General features: G+C 64.9%; 11 protein-coding genes and 1 tRNA gene. 7 read left to right on the top strand and 5 right to left on the bottom strand.

Annotated elements, in window-relative coordinates; translation table 11 throughout:
* Positions 1 to 2: 2 nt before the first annotated feature.
* A complete protein-coding gene (locus ACVJ19_RS08540) occupies positions 3 to 764 on the top strand; it encodes an SDR family oxidoreductase (protein ID WP_453949360.1) in 762 nt (253 codons plus the stop codon).
* A gap of 175 nt (positions 765 to 939) precedes the next feature.
* Here the strand turns inward: ACVJ19_RS08540 and ACVJ19_RS08535 are convergent, their stop codons facing one another.
* Both ACVJ19_RS08535 and ACVJ19_RS08530 read right to left on the bottom strand, forming a co-directional pair.
* Positions 940 to 2,544, bottom strand: coding sequence for a GMC family oxidoreductase (locus ACVJ19_RS08535; RefSeq protein ID WP_453949361.1), 1,605 nt, complete (start codon positions 2,542 to 2,544; stop codon positions 940 to 942).
* A gap of 136 nt (positions 2,545 to 2,680) precedes the next feature.
* The gene (locus ACVJ19_RS08530) at positions 2,681 to 4,162 is read right to left on the bottom strand and encodes a coniferyl aldehyde dehydrogenase (protein ID WP_453949362.1); all 1,482 of its coding nucleotides are present in this window, start codon (positions 4,160 to 4,162) and stop codon (positions 2,681 to 2,683) included.
* A 310-nt stretch (positions 4,163 to 4,472) separates the two neighbouring features.
* Here ACVJ19_RS08530 and ACVJ19_RS08525 point away from each other — a divergent pair.
* Positions 4,473 to 4,549, top strand: a tRNA-Met gene (locus ACVJ19_RS08525).
* 75 nt (positions 4,550 to 4,624) lie between these two features.
* Here ACVJ19_RS08525 and ACVJ19_RS08520 read toward each other — a convergent pair.
* Together ACVJ19_RS08520 and ACVJ19_RS08515 are read right to left on the bottom strand one after the other, a co-directional pair.
* Positions 4,625 to 5,662 (bottom strand): thermonuclease family protein, encoded by a 1,038-nt coding sequence (locus ACVJ19_RS08520; protein ID WP_453949363.1) that lies wholly within the window; start codon positions 5,660 to 5,662, stop codon positions 4,625 to 4,627.
* 208 nt (positions 5,663 to 5,870) lie between these two features.
* Positions 5,871 to 6,365: a hypothetical protein gene (locus tag ACVJ19_RS08515; RefSeq protein WP_211405395.1), complete on the bottom strand. Its 495-nt coding sequence runs from the start codon at positions 6,363 to 6,365 to the stop codon at positions 5,871 to 5,873.
* 261 nt (positions 6,366 to 6,626) lie between these two features.
* On the opposite strand from ACVJ19_RS08515, the gene ACVJ19_RS08510 reads away from it, so the two are divergent.
* The gene (locus ACVJ19_RS08510) at positions 6,627 to 9,668 is read left to right on the top strand and encodes an ATP-binding protein (protein ID WP_453955120.1); all 3,042 of its coding nucleotides are present in this window, start codon (positions 6,627 to 6,629) and stop codon (positions 9,666 to 9,668) included.
* A 91-nt stretch (positions 9,669 to 9,759) separates the two neighbouring features.
* On the opposite strand, the gene ACVJ19_RS08505 is transcribed toward ACVJ19_RS08510, so the two are convergent.
* Positions 9,760 to 10,071: a hypothetical protein gene (locus ACVJ19_RS08505; protein ID WP_456739371.1), complete on the bottom strand. Its 312-nt coding sequence runs from the start codon at positions 10,069 to 10,071 to the stop codon at positions 9,760 to 9,762.
* An 82-nt stretch (positions 10,072 to 10,153) separates the two neighbouring features.
* On the opposite strand from ACVJ19_RS08505, the gene ACVJ19_RS08500 reads away from it, so the two are divergent.
* The 4 genes from ACVJ19_RS08500 to ACVJ19_RS08485 all read left to right on the top strand — a co-directional run bounded on the left by ACVJ19_RS08500 (position 10,154) and on the right by ACVJ19_RS08485 (position 17,944).
* The gene (locus ACVJ19_RS08500) at positions 10,154 to 10,849 is read left to right on the top strand and encodes a helix-turn-helix transcriptional regulator (RefSeq protein ID WP_456739370.1); all 696 of its coding nucleotides are present in this window, start codon (positions 10,154 to 10,156) and stop codon (positions 10,847 to 10,849) included.
* 241 nt (positions 10,850 to 11,090) lie between these two features.
* Complete coding sequence (locus ACVJ19_RS08495) at positions 11,091 to 12,812, top strand: ShlB/FhaC/HecB family hemolysin secretion/activation protein (RefSeq protein WP_453949365.1); 1,722 nt, start codon at positions 11,091 to 11,093, stop codon at positions 12,810 to 12,812.
* Between the two features lie 19 nt (positions 12,813 to 12,831).
* Positions 12,832 to 16,401, top strand: a complete 3,570-nt coding sequence (locus tag ACVJ19_RS08490; protein ID WP_453949366.1) for a two-partner secretion domain-containing protein — start codon at positions 12,832 to 12,834, stop codon at positions 16,399 to 16,401.
* Positions 16,402 to 16,732: 331 nt separating this feature from the next.
* Positions 16,733 to 17,944 carry an OpgC domain-containing protein gene (locus ACVJ19_RS08485; RefSeq protein WP_453949367.1) on the top strand — a complete coding sequence of 404 codons (1,212 nt, stop codon included), beginning with the start codon at positions 16,733 to 16,735 and terminating at the stop codon, positions 17,942 to 17,944.
* Positions 17,945 to 17,989: the final 45 nt, after the last annotated feature.

Here is a 17,989-nt window from a genome sequence, read left to right as displayed (position 1 = left end):
TCATGTCAGGCCTATTCGACGTCAGTAAAGAAACCATCCTCGTCACGGGCGCGAGCCAGGGGCTGGGGCGGCAGTTTGCCCGGGTGCTGGCAGCGCATGGCGCGGCCGTCGCGCTCGCCGCGCGGCAGACGGACAAATTGAAAAGCCTGGAAGAAGAAATTCGCGGCAAGGGTGGCCGCGCCGCCGCCGTCGCGCTCGACGTCACCGACACCGCCTCGATCGCGAAGGCCGTCGATGCGGCGGAATCAGCGCTCGGTCCCGTCACGGTGCTGATCAACAATGCCGGCATCGCCATCGAGAAGCTTGCGACCGAGCAGACCGAGGCCGATTGGGATGCCGTGATCGGCGCCAATCTGAAGGGCGCCTATTTCCTCGCCACCGAAATCGCCCGCCGCATGATCGCGCGCAAGCAGGAAGGCAGCATCGTCAACATCGCCTCCGTGCTCGGCACCGGCGTCTTGAAGGCGGTGTCGCCCTACGCGATCTCCAAGGCCGGTATCATCCAGGCGACCAAGGCGATGGCGCTGGAGCTCGCGGGGCAGAACATCCGCATCAACGCGCTCGCGCCCGGCTACATCGACACCGAGATGAATCACGCCTTCTGGTCGACGCCCGCAGGCGAGCGCCTCGCCAAACGCATCCCCCAGCGCCGCGTCGGCGCCGAATCCGATCTCGACGGCGCGATCCTGCTGCTGGCCTCGAAGGCGTCGCGGTACATGACGGGGAGTGTCATCACCGTCGACGGTGGTTTCCTGCTGAATTGAGCCCAACTGTCGTCCCGGACAAGCGCGCCCCAAGCGCGCGCAGATCCGGGACCCATAACCACAGGACGTGGATTGGCGCGAGATCGGTAACTCCGAGTCTTCGCCAAATTACTCCCTGTGGTTATGGGTCCCGGCCTTCGCCGGGACGACGTCGAGAATGAGGTGACAGCGTCGTCTAACTCGCCCGCATCTCCCCCCTGATCATATCCGCCGCCTTCTCCCCGATCATGATGGTCGGCGCATTGGTATTGCCGCCGATCAGCGTCGGCATGATCGAGGCGTCGACGACGCGCAATCCCTCGATCCCGTGCACCTTCAGAGCCGGATCGACCACGGCCATCGCGTCCGAGCCCATCCTGCAGGTGCCGACGGGATGATAGACGGTGTCGACGCGCTCGCGCAAAACGCTGCGGATGTCGTCATCGGTTTGCACATCGGCGGTGAACATGTCCTTCGTCTGCAGCGCGCGCAGCGCCGGCGTCTCCATCAACCGCCGTGTCGTCTTGAAGCCCGCCACCATCGCCTCGAGATCCTCCGCCTCGCCCAAAAAATTCGGGTCGATCAGCGGCGCCTGCATCGCGTCGTTGCTGGCGAGCGCGACGCTGCCGCGGCTCTTCGGGCGGAGCAGGCAGACGTGGCAGGAGAAGCCGGTGCCGCCGTGGCGCTTGCGGCCGTGGTCGTCGACCATGGCCATGCCGAAATGCAACTGGATGTCGGGAATGTCGAGATCGGCCTGAGTCTTCAGGAAGCCGCCGCATTCGGCGAAATTGGAGGTGAGGGGCCCGCGCCGCTCGCGCCTGTATTGCAGGATGGCGCGGATCAGCCGCGGCATGCCCTTGAGCGAGATGCCGGCGAAATAGGGACTGTCGGACATGTAGCCGAAGATGAAGTCGGGATGGTCCTGGAGATTTTGTCCGACACCCGGCAGATGATGCACGCTTTCAATGCCGTGCTGTTTTAGCGCGGTGGCATCGCCGATGCCCGACAGCATCAACAGTTGCGGCGACTGGAACGCGCCGGCCGCCAAAATCACCTCGCGCCGCGCGCGCAGCTGTTTCAGCTCCTTGCCCTGCCGGTATTCGACACCGACCGCGCGCTTGCCTTCGAACAAAATGCGCGTCGCATGCGCTTGCGTCTCGACGCGCAAGTTCGCCCGCTTGCCCATGTGTGGATGCAAATAGGCCCGCGCCGCGCTCCAGCGCTCGCCGTTCTTCTGCGTCACCTGGTAGATGCCGAGCCCTTCATGATCCTCGGCGTTGAAATCCTCGCGGATGCGGAATTGTCCCTCCTGTGCGGCCTGCAGGAAGATCTGCTGCACCGGATTGCCCGAGCGCAGTTTGTTGACGAAGAGCGGCCCGCTTTTGCCGTGATACTCGCCGTCGAAATCGGCATTGTTCTCGGCGCGCTTGAAATAGGGCAGCACGTCCGCATACGACCAGCCGGCATTGCCGAGCGCGGCCCAGTTGTCGTAATCGGCGCGATGACCGCGGATATAGACCATGGCGTTGATCGCGGAGGAGCCGCCGAGCCCCTTGCCGCGCGGCTGATAGCCGATGCGGCCGTTCAGCCCCTTCTGCGGCACGGTGTTGAACGCCCAGTTGTTGACGTTGCCGGCGACCATCAGCACCAGCGCACCCGGCGTTGTCACGACCCAGTTGTCGCAAGGCCCGCCCGCATCGAGCAGCGCCACCGATGTCGCCGCATCCTCCGACAGCCGTCCTGCAACCGCGCAGCCGCCGGAGCCCGCGCCCACGACGACGAAATCGAATGTGTCAGTCAATATTGTTTCCCCCTCAGAGTCTTTTTGTTGGTCGTCATTCCGGGGCGCGACGAAGTCGCGAGCCCGGAATCTCGAGGTTCTCTGGTACGCAAGTGCGCACCATAGTTCGCTTCGCGCCCCCGGAACGACTGCCCCCTTACGACATCAACCGCATCAACTTCTCCAGCCGCGCGATCTTGCCGCCATAGGGCGGATAGAGGTCGGCGAGGCGGTTGAATTTCGAGCGGTAGAACACCGGCTTCAGCTTGCTGAACGTCTTAAAACCCCATTCGCCGTGATAGACGCCGGTGCCGGATGCGCCGACGCCGCCCATCGGCTGGTTGATTTGCGCAAAATGAAACAGGCAGTCGTTGACGGTGACACCGCCGGAGATCGTGCGCGCCAGCACTTCGTCGCGGGCCACGCGGTCCTTGCCGAACCAGTACAGCGCGAGCGGCCGGTCGCGCGCGTTGACGAAGGCGATCGCCTCCGCCGGCTGGCGATAACCCAGCACCGGCAGCACGGGCCCAAAGATCTCCTCCTGCATCGCCGCCATCGCCTCCGTCGCACCGAGGATCAGCGTCGGCGGGAATTTGCGGTGCGCTTTCCAGTTCGGATCGTCCGCCTTCGCCGGCTGCAGGATTTTTGCGCCGCGCTGCGCTGCGTCCGCGACCAGCCCCTCCAGCCGGGCATAATGCCGGTCGGAGATGATGGAGGTGTAGTCCTTGCCGGCGGGATCGGCGCCGAACATGCGCCGCATCTGCGCGCGCACCTTCTCGGCGAAAGCCTGCACCGAATTTTCCGGCACCAGCACGTAATCCGGCGCGATGCAGGTCTGCCCGGCATTGAGCAGCTTTCCGTAGGCGATGCGCTCGGCCGCCTCTTCGAGATCGGCGGAGGCGTCGACGATCGCCGGCGACTTGCCGCCGAGCTCGAGCGTAACAGGCGTCAGATTACGTCCCGCAGCCTCCGCGACCAGTCGCCCGACCCGGGTCGAGCCGGTGAAGACGAGATGATCGAAGGGGAGGCTCGCAAACGCCTTTGCGACCTCTTCCTCAACGCCGGTGATCAGCACTTCGGTCGCATCGAACTTCGCGGCCACCGTCTCCTTCAGCAGCGCGGAAAAGTGCGGCACGAGCTCGCTCGGCTTGATGATGACGCGGTTGCCGGCGGCAATCGCGCCGATCGCGGGCGCGAGCGTGAGCTGGAGCGGATAATTCCAGGGCGCGATGATGCCGACGACGCCGAGCGGCTGCGCCATCAGCCGGTTGCGCGCGGGCAGGAATTGCAGCGATGTGGCGATGCGCTGCGGCGCCATCCAGCCCTTCAGGTGCTTCGTCGCATGCCGGATCTCGCTGTAGACCATCATCGCCTCGGCGATGGTGGTCTCGACCGAAGAGCGGTGGCCGAAATCGACCGCGATCGCCTGCCGGAAGCGTTCTTCATTGTCGGCGACGACGCTGCGCAGCCGCGCCAGCCGGTCGAGCCGTTCGGCCAGATCAGCGGCTGGCCCGGTCCGCGACCGCGCGAGCATGGCACGGAAGCCATCCTCCAGCGCCCGCAGCGCGGCGCTCGTCGGGGGGCGGTCCAAGGCACTATCCAAGGGATGATCCAAGGGACGATCCAAGGCGTGGTCCATGGCGTTCTCCCCTCAAAGGGCGTTTGCCCCGGTTTTTGTTGCCGCAAGCTGGCCCTTTGCGGAACTTCTGGCAAGTCTGCGGCAAATCGATCGGAATCCGGTCCATCTGCCTGTCATAAAGTCGAAAAAAACGCGGCCCAGCCCTTTCCAAAGGCAGCCCGCCTTGATACATACCCCCCGCACCCGACGGGCTTCGCCCCGGGATTGCCTTCCAAGGAAGCCTTTGGGACGGAAGAGAAAAGCCACGCGAACAGCGCCGGCCTCAACCGACCGTCCCCGGTATTCTAGCGAAGGCTAGGCAACGGTTTAACGCGGGGTGGAGCAGCCCGGTAGCTCGTCAGGCTCATAACCTGAAGGTCATAGGTTCAAATCCTATCCCCGCAACCAAATTCGGATTGACCGGATCCGATACGAAAACGGCCCGCATTACGTGGGCCGTTTTTGTTTTGCAGACTGCTGTTTTCAAAACTCCTTGATCGCCTTCCCGTCCGCCCCCACCAGCGTCGACGGCGCCTCGCCGAACACCAGCCCCTCCGGCTGAAACTTGATCGTCTTGCCGCCCTCGACGAACTCCGCAAAATTCCTTGGCGTTGCCGAGTGCACGCCGTTTTGCAGGAAGTCGCCGGTCTCGTAGCAGGTGTCGGGCTTGCCGCCGGAGCCTTCGCCCAAGAACTTCTGGAAATTCTGGCTCGTCACCTTGGCCTTCTTGCGCGCGGACCAGTTGGTGTAGCGGCGGTAGAGCTTGGGCAGGATCACCGGGCCCTTGTCGGTCGCGAGCACGGCGGTTTCGCCCACCTTGGGCTCGCGCAGGTCGAAGTCGAAGGCGCCAATGGTCTTCGCGAGATGCTTCCAGACCAGCAGCTTCTTTGCGCGCGCGGTCTTGGTCAGTGCAAGGAAGGCTGTGATCTCGTCCTCGTTCATCGAGGAGTAGAACGTCGGATAGGCAAAGCCCTGCGCGACCAGCCAGTGGTTGATGTCGACCTTTTCGCCCGCGACCGTCACCTCGATGTCGCCGACCAGCCGGCCATAGGTGTCGAACACCTCGTTCGGCGCATCGACATGGGTGAACACCCGGCAGGGCAGCGTCGGCCCGCCGGCATGGCTGAGAAAATCATGCAACGCCTTGCTCGCGGTGGCGCCGAGGAATTGCCGGTAGGGATGGGTAACCTCGTGATAGGCCTGCTTCCTGGCATCGGTCAGCCCCTTCTTCTCGGCGGCCGACAGCGGCGACGGCATGTAGTGCAGCTCCGGCGCGTCGATGCCCTGGAGGCGAATGGTGAGCTTGCCGTTCTTGATCGGTGGCGTCGAAGTGCGGCCCTTGACCTTGGCACCCTCGAACACGTGGGTCGGCTGGAACGGCGCGGTGTCGTTCTTGCGGAAGCGGATCGCATCCGGCGCGATGGTCACCACCACCTTGGTCGTGTCGGCGTCCGACCGCCCCGCCGGCCAGAACTGTTTGACATCGATGGTGCCTTCGACCTCCAGCAGTCCAACGGGCATCGGCCGCTCCCTGTCCAACGCGCGCGACGGTCGCTCTCACGGGGGCGACTCGCGCACACACTGAAGAGGAGCGGATCATCTTCGTGCGACAGGGCCGTGACGGGAGGTGGGACGGGCGCGACACGTTACGGCCCCGGCAGACAAAACGCCCGCGCGGCTGTAGCGCGCGGGCGTCGATGATTCTCTTGACGAAGCAGAACGTTTCTAATCAGGACCTGTGCGGGCAGACCATCGTCAGATTGAGCAGCGTCGGCGCCTTGTCCTCGCCATTGCGATATTCCCACTCCAGCCGGATCTCATGCCGGTGAGCATAGGCATCGCTGGCGGCATGGGTGATGATCTTCGTCTTCATCGGGATCGGCGGCTCGGAGTTGAAGCATTTCCGGACGCAGGCATCGAGCAGATCGCATCGGGTCAGAGGGATGACGCCGGGCTCGTCCTTGGAGAGGGGGACCGTATTCGGCTGGGTGCTGAGGTCGACGCGAGCCCGGCCCTTCTCCTTGTGCCAGTATTTTGCGCTTCCCTGCGGCCATTTCGAAGGCGGGTTCAGGATCAGGTGATACTGGCCGTATTCCAGGGTCGGCAGGTCGATGTCCTCCGATGCCTTGAGCTTGGCGACGCTCTTTTTCATGTTCGCCAAGGGATAGTAATTGGCGTTCATCAAGTCTCGAAATGCTTTGCCGCTATATACCAGTCCGGCCATCGCCTCTTTCCCCGATATGTCTGTTTGTCAAAACCTGTCCCTGGCTGCCCGAAATGCGCAGCGCATCACGACTGATCACACAATTTGTTGTGTGCAGTCACGCTACCACCCAAGACTGCGCTTCGTCCAGCGAGCCACCATCCGGTAACATCGCGTATCTCGCAAGCCCAATTGCCATGCATTCCTCTATGGGTAATGTACGTCCAAACGCCTTGCGGGCGTTGGAGCGGGACTGCCGCGGCAGTCGTTGAAGGCGCTGGAATGCATTGCTTCGCGTGTCAGTCGGCGATTGGTCCGGGCGACAGCTGGTGCTCCAAATGCGGGGCGGCGGTTCGTCAACGCGTCGATCCAGACAGCGAACGACGGTTCGTGACGATTCTGCGCGCCGACGTCGTCGATTCAACAGGTCTTGTTGCCGAACTGGAGCCGGAGGAGGCGGTGTCGCGCCTCGAGCCCGCTCTTGCGGCAATGCGAGGCGCGGTGCGTCAGTTCGGCGGCATCGTCAGCAAGGAGCTGGGCGACGGGGTGGCCGCAGTATTCGGCGCCCCGATCGCCGACGACAACCATGCGCCGCTGGCCTGTCACGCAGCGATCGAGCTAGTCCGGCGTGTCGGCAGCCTCGGCGATCCCGGACTTCAGGTCCGGGTCGGCCTGCACTCCGGCCATGTGGTGGCCTACATGGTCGCCAACGAGTTTTCCAAGGTCTACGAGATCGGCGGAGCCGCCCAGCATCTGGCCGCGCGGCTCGAGGCGGCGGCCGAGGCGAACCAGATCTACGTCTCCGAAGCCTGCCAGGAGCTCGCGGACGGGCATGTCCGCTTTGAATTCCTGGGCCGAAAGGCGCTCCGGGGCTTCGGCGAGCCCTTGCCTGTGTACCGCGTCATGGGGGCCAGCGATCTTTCGAGCTGGCGAGTCAGGCGTGCGCGCAGTGTCTCCCGATTCGTCGACCGCACGACGGAGCGGGCATTGCTATGGCGTACTACGGAAAAAGTCGCCGCTGGCCGGCAGACGGTGCTGTTGATGGGGGACGCCGGCATCGGGAAGTCGCGCCTTGCGCATGAGTTCGCGCAGGACCTCCGGGCTGGCGGCTGGCGGCTGGTCGATGCCGAGTGCAGCCCGAATCTCCAGGGCGCGCCGTACAGCACCCTCAAGCGCCTGCTGCTGTCGGTCCTTGATCAGGGCAGGGTAGACGATCCCCGGGAGGCGCTGCCGGCGGTGCAGCAGCGAGCCGTCGACGCGGTGCTGGACCTGCCGATTTCCGATCCGCACTGGGACGAACTGGAGCCTCACGCGCGTGGCCGCGCGATTTCGGATGCAAGCTGCGCGATCGTCGAGAGCGTCGCCCGTCGCCAGCGCACGATCCTTCTGATCGAGGACGTGCACTGGATCGACCGGGCCAGCGATTCGGTTGTGGCCACCCTGTCCACGCTGCAATGCCCCGATTTGCTCGTGCTGCTGACGACGCGGCCCAATGGAATGCCGGTATGGATCGCGCGCTGTCACGCGGAAATCGTGGCGATGCGGCCTCTCGACGACGATTCGGGTCTGGCCATGCTGACGGAGATGCTCGGCCCCGCCACGACGAATGCAGAGCTGAAGAACCGGATCATCTCTCACACGGCCAACGTTCCGCTGTTCATCGAGGAAGTCTGCCGCAGTCTGAAGGACAGCGGCATGCTTCTCGGCCAGTGGGGCGACCTTTCCCTGGCGCGTCCTGTCGACGAGCTCGGCATCCCCAGCAGCATTCAAGGTGTGATCGCGGCACGGCTGGATCGCGTGTCACGACAGGAGCGATCGCTGCTCCAGATCGCAGCGGCGCTCGGACCGCGGGCAAACCAGGCCATGCTGCGGAAAGTCGCGGGCTTGCCGGAGGACGTCCTGCAGGATTGCCTCACCGCGCTCGACCGGGCCGAACTGCTCGTCAGGATCGATAGCGAGCTGGAGGACTCGCTCGAATTCCGGCACGAGATGGTCAGGCAGGTGACCTACGATTCGATGGTCGAAAAGGTGCGCGAAGGCATCCATGCCAGCATTCTCGCGGCTCTCGAGGGCGACGAAGCATGGACCGATGGTCCGGACGCGCTTTGCTATCACGCCACAAGGGCAAAGGATTGGCAGAAGGCGTTTCACCATGGCAGGAGCGCCGCTCGAAGATGCCTGGCTCGCTCAGCCTATGCCGACGCGGTCGATTATTTCGAGATCGCGATGGAATCGCTCGACAAGACCGCGGCGACGCACGCGAGAGAGACGGACGCCATCGACCTCCGGATGGAGGCTCGTTTGGCTTTTGCCGGATCAGGGCGCGTCGCGGAAGCTCTGGATCTGGGAAGCGAGGCCGAACGGCGAGCCGATGCGATCAACGACATCGGACGCAAGGTCGCGGCCATGACGATGAGGGCGGGTGCGCAGAACTTCTATGGGACGCCGGTCGAAGCTGTCGCGATCGGTAAGGACGTCGTGCACCTGGCGGAAAGCTCGGGCAATCCTGGTTGGCGCAATCTCGCGCAATATGGACTTGGGCAGGCGTATTTTCTGGCCGGCCGCTACCACGGCGCGGAGACGATGCTGGCTACGGCCCGCGCCCATCTCGCGGGTTCGGCAGCGAGCGCCCCGATCGGTACGACGCCGCGATCCTTGCTCCTGCTCTGCTGCATGATGAACAGCATTGCCAACACCGTCATGGGCGAGCTCGATCTCGCAGAACAGCTCCAGCGCGAAGCGGCCGCGATCGCGGAAGAGACCGGCCGCCCCTATGACCGCGTTGCCGCCGCCTATAGCGGCGGCTGGCTCAAGCTCGGGCGGAACGATCCGGCGGCGGCCGCTGCGATTCTCGAGGAAGGCTTCGTGCTGGCGCAGAAGCACGGCATCCGGCTGTTCGTGCCGGTGCTCGCCTGCCACCTCGGCATCGCCTATCTCGAGCAGGGGCTGTTCGACCGGGCGCGCGGCATGCTGACCGAGGCGCGCGAGGAGGCCAAGGCGGTCGGCTATACCTCGGCGGTGCTGCGCAGCTCGATCTATCTTGCGCTCGCGACCCACCGCCTCGGCGATGTCCAGGCCGCGCAGAACATGCTGCGCGAGGCGCGCAACACCGCACGCCAGCAGGGCTTTTCCGGCCTCGAGGCCGAGGCCCTGTTCGGCGAGGCCGTGGTGACGCCGCCCTCGGGCGAGGTGAACAAGGCCGCGATCCTGGCCGCCCTGCGCGCGGCCATCGCGATCGCCTCCGACAGCGGCGCGCTGCCGTTGCAGCAGAAGGCCGAGGCGATGCTGAACGAGGCGCCCGCCCGCGGCGACGAGCTGACCTGACCGAACAGCGGCCTAGCGATGCAGGTTACGGGTGCTGCCGCCTGCAGGCGGCACAGATCGGGACACATCTGGAAATGATCGCGGCCGCGCACTAGGTATCGGGACACTGGTTCGTAAGCGGTGAAGGGGAAGTCAGGTGCAGGGGGCGGACGACAACGCGGCAGATCAATCGCCGCTTCCTCATTTCGTACTTGATACGCAGGGCACGCCGCACAAGCAGGCTTTGGCGATCTGGCACGAGCAGGTCGGCCTTCTCGGCCAGACCCGGCTCAAGAACCCCGAGCGCTTCCACGCTCGGGTCGAATATTATCAGCTCGGTGCGCTCGTGCTCGGCACGGCGAAGACGCAGGCGCAATCGTTCGACCGCTCGCGCTATCAGATCGGGCGTGACGGCGTCAGCCATTATGTCCTGCAGTTCTATGTGGACGGCGGCTGCCGGCCGCGGTTCGGCGCGCAAACGGCGTCGAGTCGCATCCGGCGATTTCATGACGTTCGATTGCGCGCAGCCGCAAATGACGGAGACGCCGGACTATGCCAGCATCCACCTCTTCGTGCCGCGTCCGCTGCTGGCGCCGCTGCTGAGCGCGCCGGACGAACAGAACATGCGCATCTTCTCCGGCGGCGGCGCGCTGGTCGGCATGTTCCGGGATCATTTGATGGCGCTGTGGCGCCGGGCACCCCTCCTGACCGTGCGCGAGGGCGAGGCGCTGGCGAAGCCGACGCTGGAGCTGGCGGCAACGGTGATCAACGGCTCGGTGCGCGAGGATGCCGCAGGCGGCGTGCAGCTTGCCCTGTTCGACATGATCTGCCGCCATGTCATCGACCATACGCTGAACCCCGAACTGACACCGGAGAGCATCGCGGCGCATTTCGCCATCTCCCCGCGAAAACTGTCTTATTTGTTCGAGAATGCGGGCGGCATCGCGAGCTACATCCAGGAGCAGCGCATGCATCGCGCCCGGATGGCGCTCGCCGATTCGGCGCAACGGCACAAATCGATCTCGGACATCGCGGAAGCGCACGGCTTCGTGCATCCGCAGAGCTTCACCCGCGCCTTCCAGCGTCTGCACGGGCTGACGCCGCGCGAGTTCCGGGCCCTGGCGCGCGATCAACGCTCCTGGGACCCGCAACTCATCACGCGGCAGATGTGGTGGAAATGGATGACCAGCATCCCGTCCTGAGAGGCACGGTCGAGCCGCTTGCGCACAGGGTGAAGTTTACGCGGAGCTTTTGCGCGCAATGAGAAATCGAGACGCCGCCTCGCAGTTTCGCTGGCGGGTTGCATAATGCCCGTGGCATGCCCATTGCGGGCGCGCCCAAAGCCATCACAAGGGGACACTGCAAGCGATGCAATTCGCTGATGTTGTTGCCTAATTGCCTGAAGGCCGTGCCCGCGGAAGTGAAGCGGGTTGTCGGATGGGAATGGGACGGTGCCGGGCGGTCTGGGCGGCGATGCTGGTGGCAGGCGCTGCGGTCCCGGCCGATGCGCAGGATGCCGGATCGCTGCTGCGCGAGATGCAGCGGCAGCAGGAATTTCAGCGGCAGGAAATGTTGCCGGCCCCTGACGGGATACGTCCGCCGCAGGCGCCGGCGGCGATTCCGGACCGGGGCGAGCGCATCACCGTGAAGGGGGTGCGCTTCACCGGCAAGGTGGAGTTGCTGCCGGACGACGCGCGCGAGCAGCTGGTCGCTGCGGTGCGCGGCAAGCGTCTCGGCATCAAGGGGCTCTATGCGCTGGCCGATCAGGTCACCGCCGCGCTCCAGGGCCGGGGCCGGCTGCTGGCGCGCGCGCTGCTGCCGCCTCAGGACGTCACCAACGGCATCGTCACGATCGAGATCGTCGAGGGCGCGCTCAAGACCATCACGCTCGATCGCGCCAAGGGCGTGCGCGTGCGCGAGGATCTGCTGCGCGCCATCATCGAGGGCCGGCTCAAGCCGGAAGGCGTGACGCGGCAGGATCTGGAAGACGCGCTGCTGCGCATGAACGACCTGCCGGGCGTATCGGTGCACGCCAAGCTCGCGCCGGGCGAGGCGCCGAACACCAGCAAGCTCGTGGTCGGCGTCGCGCAGGCGCCCATTCTCGGCGGCGGCATCTGGGCCGACAATTACGGCAGCTCCAACGTCGGCAAGGCGCAGGGCAACGGGCTGGTGACGCTCACCGACGTCTCCGGCTATGGCGACTTCACGCGGCTCTCCGGCACGGTATCGCAGGGCCAGGAGTACGGCACGCTGGCGACGAGCGCACCGCTCGGTGCCAGCGGCCTCACAGCCAATGCGAGCTACGGCTATCTCGGCTATCGTAACATCGACGCCATCGGCCGCGCGCTCGGTCTTACCGGCTTTGCCCATTTCGCCAATGGCGGGGTCGACTACGGCTTGATTCGGTCGCGCGATCTCAACCTCCAACTCGGTGGCGCGGTGACCTGGAAGGCGCTGGTCGACGACAGCATCGCCGGAAAACTCCAGGACAAGCGCTCCATATCGGGCACGCTCGGCCTGAGCGGAGACCTGCGCGACGCGCTGCTCGGCGGCGGCATCACCAACTGGTCGGTGAGCTGGACGTTCGGCGATCTCGATCTCGGACGCGTGCCGGGCGCGCTTGCGGCGGATCAGGCCGGGCTGAAGACGCAAGGGCAGTTCAACCGGATCAATGCCGCGGTCGCCCGGCTGCAGGCCTTGCCCGGCGACTTCGCGCTGTTCGGCCGGCTCTATGGGCAATGGGCCGACAAGAACCTCGATTCCTCGGAAGATTTTGCGCTGGGCGGCCCGTTCGGTGTGCGCGGCTATCCGGTCGGCGAAGCCCGTGGCGACATGGGCGTGCTCGGCACGCTCGAGCTCCGCTACAACGCCCCGATACCTCCGCGCTTCGGCAGTCTCCAGCTCGCGAGCTTCGTGGACGGCGGCTACGTCAAGCTCAACGTGTCGCCGAACGGCATCCCGCCGCTCAATGTCTGTGGCTGCAACGATTACGGGCTTGCCAGCGCCGGACTTGCCGCGCGCTGGACGCGCGAGTGGCTGAACGTGTCGGCAAGCTGGGCCCATACGCTGGGCGACAATCCCGGCCGCTCCATCATCACCGGCGCGAATGCCGACGGCGTCAAGGCCAACGACCAGTTCTGGCTCCAGGCCGGCATTCGCTTCTGACGTTTCGAGAGGGCACGCCATGACATCGATCCTGCCGAAGAAGCGGTTCGCAATCGCCCTGTCCGCGACCACGATGCTGACGCCGCCGGCGCTGGCGCAGACCCTGCCGACCGGCGGACAAGTCGTTTCGGGACAGGCCACGATCAGCCAGTCCGGCAATGCGATGACCGTCAACCAGTCGAGTGACCGGATGATCGCGAACTGGCAGAGCTTTTCGATCGGCGCCGGCAATTCCGTGACCTTCAATCAGCCCGGCGCATCCTCGGTCGCGCTCAATCGCGTCGTCGGACAGGACCCCTCCAGGATCCTCGGCAGCCTCAGCGCCAACGGGCAGGTGTTCCTGATCAATCCGAACGGCATCGCCGTCGGCAAGACCGGCAGCGTGCAGACTGGCGGCTTCGTCGCATCCACGCTCGGCATCAGCAACGCGGATTTCCTGGCCGGCCGTTACAATTTCACCGGCAGCAGCGGTGCAATCAGCAACGAGGGCAGCATCTCCGGCAAGGTGGTGGCGTTGATCTCGCCGAGTATCAGCAATTCAGGCACCATCACCGGCAGCACGGCGCTCGCCGCCGGCACGGACGTTCTGCTCGATTTCAATGGCGACGGTCTGCTCTCGGTCGAGGTCAAGGCCTCCACGGTCAAAACCCTCGTCGAAAACAAGGGACTGATCCGCGCCGATGGCGGTGTCGCCATCCTCACCGCCAAGGGCGCAAGCGATGCCATGAAGGGCGTGGTCAACAACACCGGCATGGTGCAGGCCGCGAGCATCGGCAGCCGCAACGGCCGCATCCTGCTGCTCGGCGACGCCAGGCACGGCGAGGTCAATGCCGGCGGCACGCTGCGCGCCCGATCGGTCGAGACCTCCGCCGCCAAGGTCAATCTCGCCGCAAACCTGAAGGTCGACCCGCTGGGCGGGCACTGGCTGATCGACCCCGTCAACATCACCATCGACGCCAGTTATGCGCAGGCCTTGCAAACCGCGCTTGCGAGCGGCGACGTGACGGTGACGACCTCCGGCAGCGGCACGGATGCGGGCAACATCGCGGTCAACGCGCCGATCAGCTGGGCATCGCACATCCTCACCTTGCGTGCCGACAACGCCATCAGCATCAACGCGCCACTGACCTCGACCGGTACGACCGGCCTCGACGGGCTCGTGCTGCAATATGCGCAGACCACCACGACGGGCACCTACAGCGTCAACGCGCCGGTCAATCTCGCCGCCGGCAGCCTGTTCCGGACCCAGAATGGCAGCGCCGCGCCGATCACCTACACGGTGATCACAGATCTCAACGCCTTGCAGAACATCAATACGAATCTCACCGGCAACTATGTGCTGGGCACGAACATCGATGCGAGCGCCACGGCCGGCTGGAATGGCGGCGCGGGCTTCACGCCGATCGGTGGCAATGGCGGTTCCAGCTCTTTTTCCGGAATTTTCGACGGGCTCGGCCATGTCATCGGAAATCTGACGATCTATCGGCCGGCCACCGACAATGTTGGCTTGTTCGGCGCTGCCACGGGCGCCACCATCCGCAACGTCGGGCTGGAAGGCGGCAGCGTGACGGGCAACAATTCCGTCGGCGGGCTGGTGGGGCAGGGTGGTTACTACGGCAACGGCGGCTTGGATCACAACACCATCAGCAACGTCTACAACACCGGCAATGTGACCGGCGGCGGCGCTCTCGTCGGTGGGCTGCTCGGGGACTCCTACCTCACCACGATCGTCAATTCGTATGCCACCGGCACGATTGCGGGCTACAACGCCGTCGGCGGGTTGGCAGGTCGCATGATCGCCGGCTCCGTATCCAACTCACATGCCACTGGCAATGTGTCCGCGATCTACGAACTTGCCGGTGGGCTGGTGGGAATTGCGTCAGGCTGGAAGGTGGCGCCGATGGATTACGTCCCGGCCACGGTGAGCAACTCCTACGCCACAGGTGCGGTGACGGGCGTCAGCAACACGGGTGGGCTGGTCGGCGGGGGCACCCTCCTTAACGTCAGCGACACGTACGCCACCGGAAATGTCACGGCGACCGGCGCATTTGTCGGTGGACTGCTGGGATACGTCTCGTACGGCAATGTGATCCGCTCTTACGCCACCGGCAACGTGTCCAGCAGCAGCGAAGTCGGCGGATTGCTGGGAGCTACCTTCACCGGTGGCAACGTGAGCCAGTCTTACGCAACCGGTAACGTGTCCGGGGACCATAGCGTTGGCGGGCTGGTGGGGATGAACTACGACACCAGCTCAATAACGAACTCCTACGCCACGGGGGCGGTTTCAGGAGTTCACGAGGTCGGCGGGCTGCTGGGGATGAACTGGTTCATCAGCACAGTGAGCCGCAGTTACGCCACGGGCGCGGTTTCTGGCACCACCAATGTCGGCGGGGTCGTGGGAGTCAACGGCGACGGAAGCTCGGTTTCCCAAAGCTATGCGAACAGCGAGACGACGGGGCAGAGTTCCGTCTGCGGCTACAACTACGTTGGCCACATCTGCGGGGGCGCCGTCCTCACCACGGCCCAGATGCGCGATCCCTTCACCTTCATCAACAACGGTTTTGACTTCGCCGGGATCTGGGGCAAGTCCGTCAGCGGCGCCAACAACGGCATGCCGGTGCTGCGCGCGTTCGGCGGCACGGTCTATGATGCGTATGTGAATGTGTCGGGCTCGGCCAGCACCACCTATGGCACGCTGGCATCGCTCAGTGGATTGACCGCGACCGGCGTGAACGCCAATCGCGTCACGCTCGGCTGGGGCAGCGCAGTGACGGCCTCGCTGGGCGCGGGCAGCTACAATCTCAGCGGCCCCGATATTCTCCGCGCGACCGGTTCGGGCGGCCCGGTCTATATCGGATCGACTGCGGTCGGCCTTACCGTCAACAAGGCGCCGCTCACCGTCACCGCCAATGCCTCCAAGACCTATGACGGTCTCGCCTTCTCCGGCGGCAACGTCACCTATTCCGGCTTCATGAACGGCGAGACCGCGTCCGCGCTGTCGGGTGCGCTTCTCTACGGCGGTACGGCACAGGGCGCGGTGAATGCGGGCCGCTACAGCCTGACCGCGTCTGGCCTCTCCTCGGCCAATTACACCATCACCTTTGTCGACGGCGGGTTGACCGTCAACAAGGCGGCCCTCACCGTCACGGCGGCCGACGTCTCCAGGATGTATGACGGTGTGCCGTTCTCGGGAGGCAGCGTGGCCTATTCCGGTTTCGTCAACGGGGAGGGGCCCGCCGCACTGTCCGGCACGCTCGCCTATGGCGGCTCGGCGCAGGGAGCGCGCAATCCCGGAGGCTACGGCATCACCGCCTCGGGCCTGACGTCCGTGAACTATGACATCAGCTATGTCGACGGCCGTCTCTTGATCATTTCGCGGGATGTGGGCGGCTGCTCTCTCGGGGCCGGCGGCAGCCCGGTCTGCGGCGCCACATCGCCCGATCCCGCCGCTCCGCTTGGGCCGCGCGATCTCGCGCCGATCGAGATCGTGCCGCCTCCGCCGCCGACGATCGCTGATGCCGGCAAGATTACGTTTGGCCCCGGCTGTCGCGCTGGCGACGGGAAGCAATGTCCAGCCGTATCGCAATGAGAAGCGGCGCTGTATTTTGTTACCGCATGAGGCTGCCATCTCCTGCCCGACGGCGCATCTGGCTTTCGTAAATGAAACAATGCCTTAGCGGCAAGCGTCTACTGTGCATGGGGTTGTTTTCGCACTTTTTTTGAGCTGGCCGCCGCTTCGGCGCGGCCCAGCGATAGCTGGCGCCGCCACGACGAACAAAGTCCCTTGCGCAGACACAGAGGTCGGCTACCGTCGGCAGGCAGCTGGCCACTGGGTCAGGTGACCTTTTGATTCGCATTTTTTAGCATTCCATTTTGCCGGCGCCGCCATGGCGCGACGCCCACCGGAAGAGGCGGGGGCCATGATTACACGGGACCAGTCAGCACTCCTTGCGCCGATCGAGCGCGACCTGCGGCTCGATCTCTTCCGCGGCATCGGGCTGTGGATGATCTTCCTCGACCACATCCCGCACGACGTCGTGGCCTGGCTGACCTTGCGCAACTACGGCTTCAGCGACGCCGCCGAGTTCTTCGTCTTCATCTCCGGCTACCTGGTCGGCTGGATCTACGGGCCGATCGTCGCGGGGGGGTGGTTTCTCGCCGCGCTGAAGCGGCTGTGGCGGCGCGCGCTCGAGATGTATGTTGCCCACATCATGCTGTTCCTGCTGTTCACGGCGCAGATCGCGCGCACCGCGCGCCGCTTCGACAATCCGATGTACGAGCACGAGTTCAACGTGTTCAACTTCCTGTCGCATCCGGACGAGTTGATCGGGCAGGCGATCGTCCTGAAATACAAGCCGGTCAATCTCGACGTGCTGCCGCTCTACATCACCCTGGTGTTCGCCTCGCCCTTCATCGTGTGGTGCCTGGTGCGCCGGCCGAACCTGACGCTCGCCGGCTCCGTCGTGCTCTACGTGCTGTCGCGCTGGTTCGACTGGAACGTGGCGTCCTATCCGCCCGGCAGCCACTGGTACTTCAACCCGTTCTGCTGGCAGCTGATGTTCGTGTTCGCGGCCTGGTGCGGCATCGGCCAGGTCGAGAAGATCGCGAAATGGGTCTGGTCGAGGGCGGCGATGGCGCTCGCCGCGGCGTGGCTGGTATTCGCGCTGCTGATCGTGATGACCTGGCACGTTCCCGCGCTCGAAGCCCTGATCCCGAAATGGATGATCAAGGCGATCTATCCGATCGACAAGACCGACCTCGACATGCTGCGCTTCACGCACTTCCTGGCGCTCGCGATCTGGGTCACCCATTTCATCTCGCGCAAATGGCGGGCGCTGCATTCCATCTGGCTGCGCCCCGTGATCGTCTGCGGCCAGCACTCGCTGCCGATCTTCTGCCTCGGCGTGTTCCTGTCGTTCTCCGCGCACTGGATCCTGACGCAGTACAGCAAGGGAATCTGGGAGCAGCTCGCCGTCTCCATCGCCGGTATCGTCATCATGGTCGGCGCCGCATGGCTGCTCAGCCGGGCCGAGCGCGTGCCGAACCTGTTCGTGAAGGTGACGGAGGTCGAGGAGCCGGAGATCGTGGCCGAGAGCGCCGCAACCGCCACCGTCGCCCCTGCGAGCCGCTGAAGCATCGCGCCGCCTGCTTTTCACGGAGAGGTCCAACGGAGAGCT

The sequence above is a fragment of the Bradyrhizobium sp. USDA 376 genome (assembly GCF_054063675.1).
Note: the sequence above shows the minus strand (reverse complement) of the source record. Positions and strands in the feature narration are given on the sequence as shown.

Excerpts from the sequence above, each read along its gene's own strand:
- ACVJ19_RS08540 (WP_453949360.1), top strand. The coding sequence starts at position 3 with ATGTCAGGCCTATTCGACGTCAGTAAAGAAACCATCCTCGTCACGGGC.
- ACVJ19_RS08530 (WP_453949362.1), bottom strand. The coding sequence starts at position 4,162 with ATGGACCACGCCTTGGATCGTCCCTTGGATCATCCCTTGGATAGTGCC.
- ACVJ19_RS08520 (WP_453949363.1), bottom strand. The coding sequence starts at position 5,662 with ATGCCCGTTGGACTGCTGGAGGTCGAAGGCACCATCGATGTCAAACAG.
- ACVJ19_RS08515 (WP_211405395.1), bottom strand. The coding sequence starts at position 6,365 with ATGGCCGGACTGGTATATAGCGGCAAAGCATTTCGAGACTTGATGAAC.
- ACVJ19_RS08510 (WP_453955120.1), top strand. The coding sequence starts at position 6,627 with ATGCATTGCTTCGCGTGTCAGTCGGCGATTGGTCCGGGCGACAGCTGG.
- ACVJ19_RS08505 (WP_456739371.1), bottom strand. The coding sequence starts at position 10,071 with ATGGCTGACGCCGTCACGCCCGATCTGATAGCGCGAGCGGTCGAACGA.
- ACVJ19_RS08500 (WP_456739370.1), top strand. The coding sequence starts at position 10,154 with ATGACGTTCGATTGCGCGCAGCCGCAAATGACGGAGACGCCGGACTAT.
- ACVJ19_RS08495 (WP_453949365.1), top strand. The coding sequence starts at position 11,091 with ATGGGACGGTGCCGGGCGGTCTGGGCGGCGATGCTGGTGGCAGGCGCT.
- ACVJ19_RS08490 (WP_453949366.1), top strand. The coding sequence starts at position 12,832 with ATGACATCGATCCTGCCGAAGAAGCGGTTCGCAATCGCCCTGTCCGCG.
- ACVJ19_RS08485 (WP_453949367.1), top strand. The coding sequence starts at position 16,733 with ATGATTACACGGGACCAGTCAGCACTCCTTGCGCCGATCGAGCGCGAC.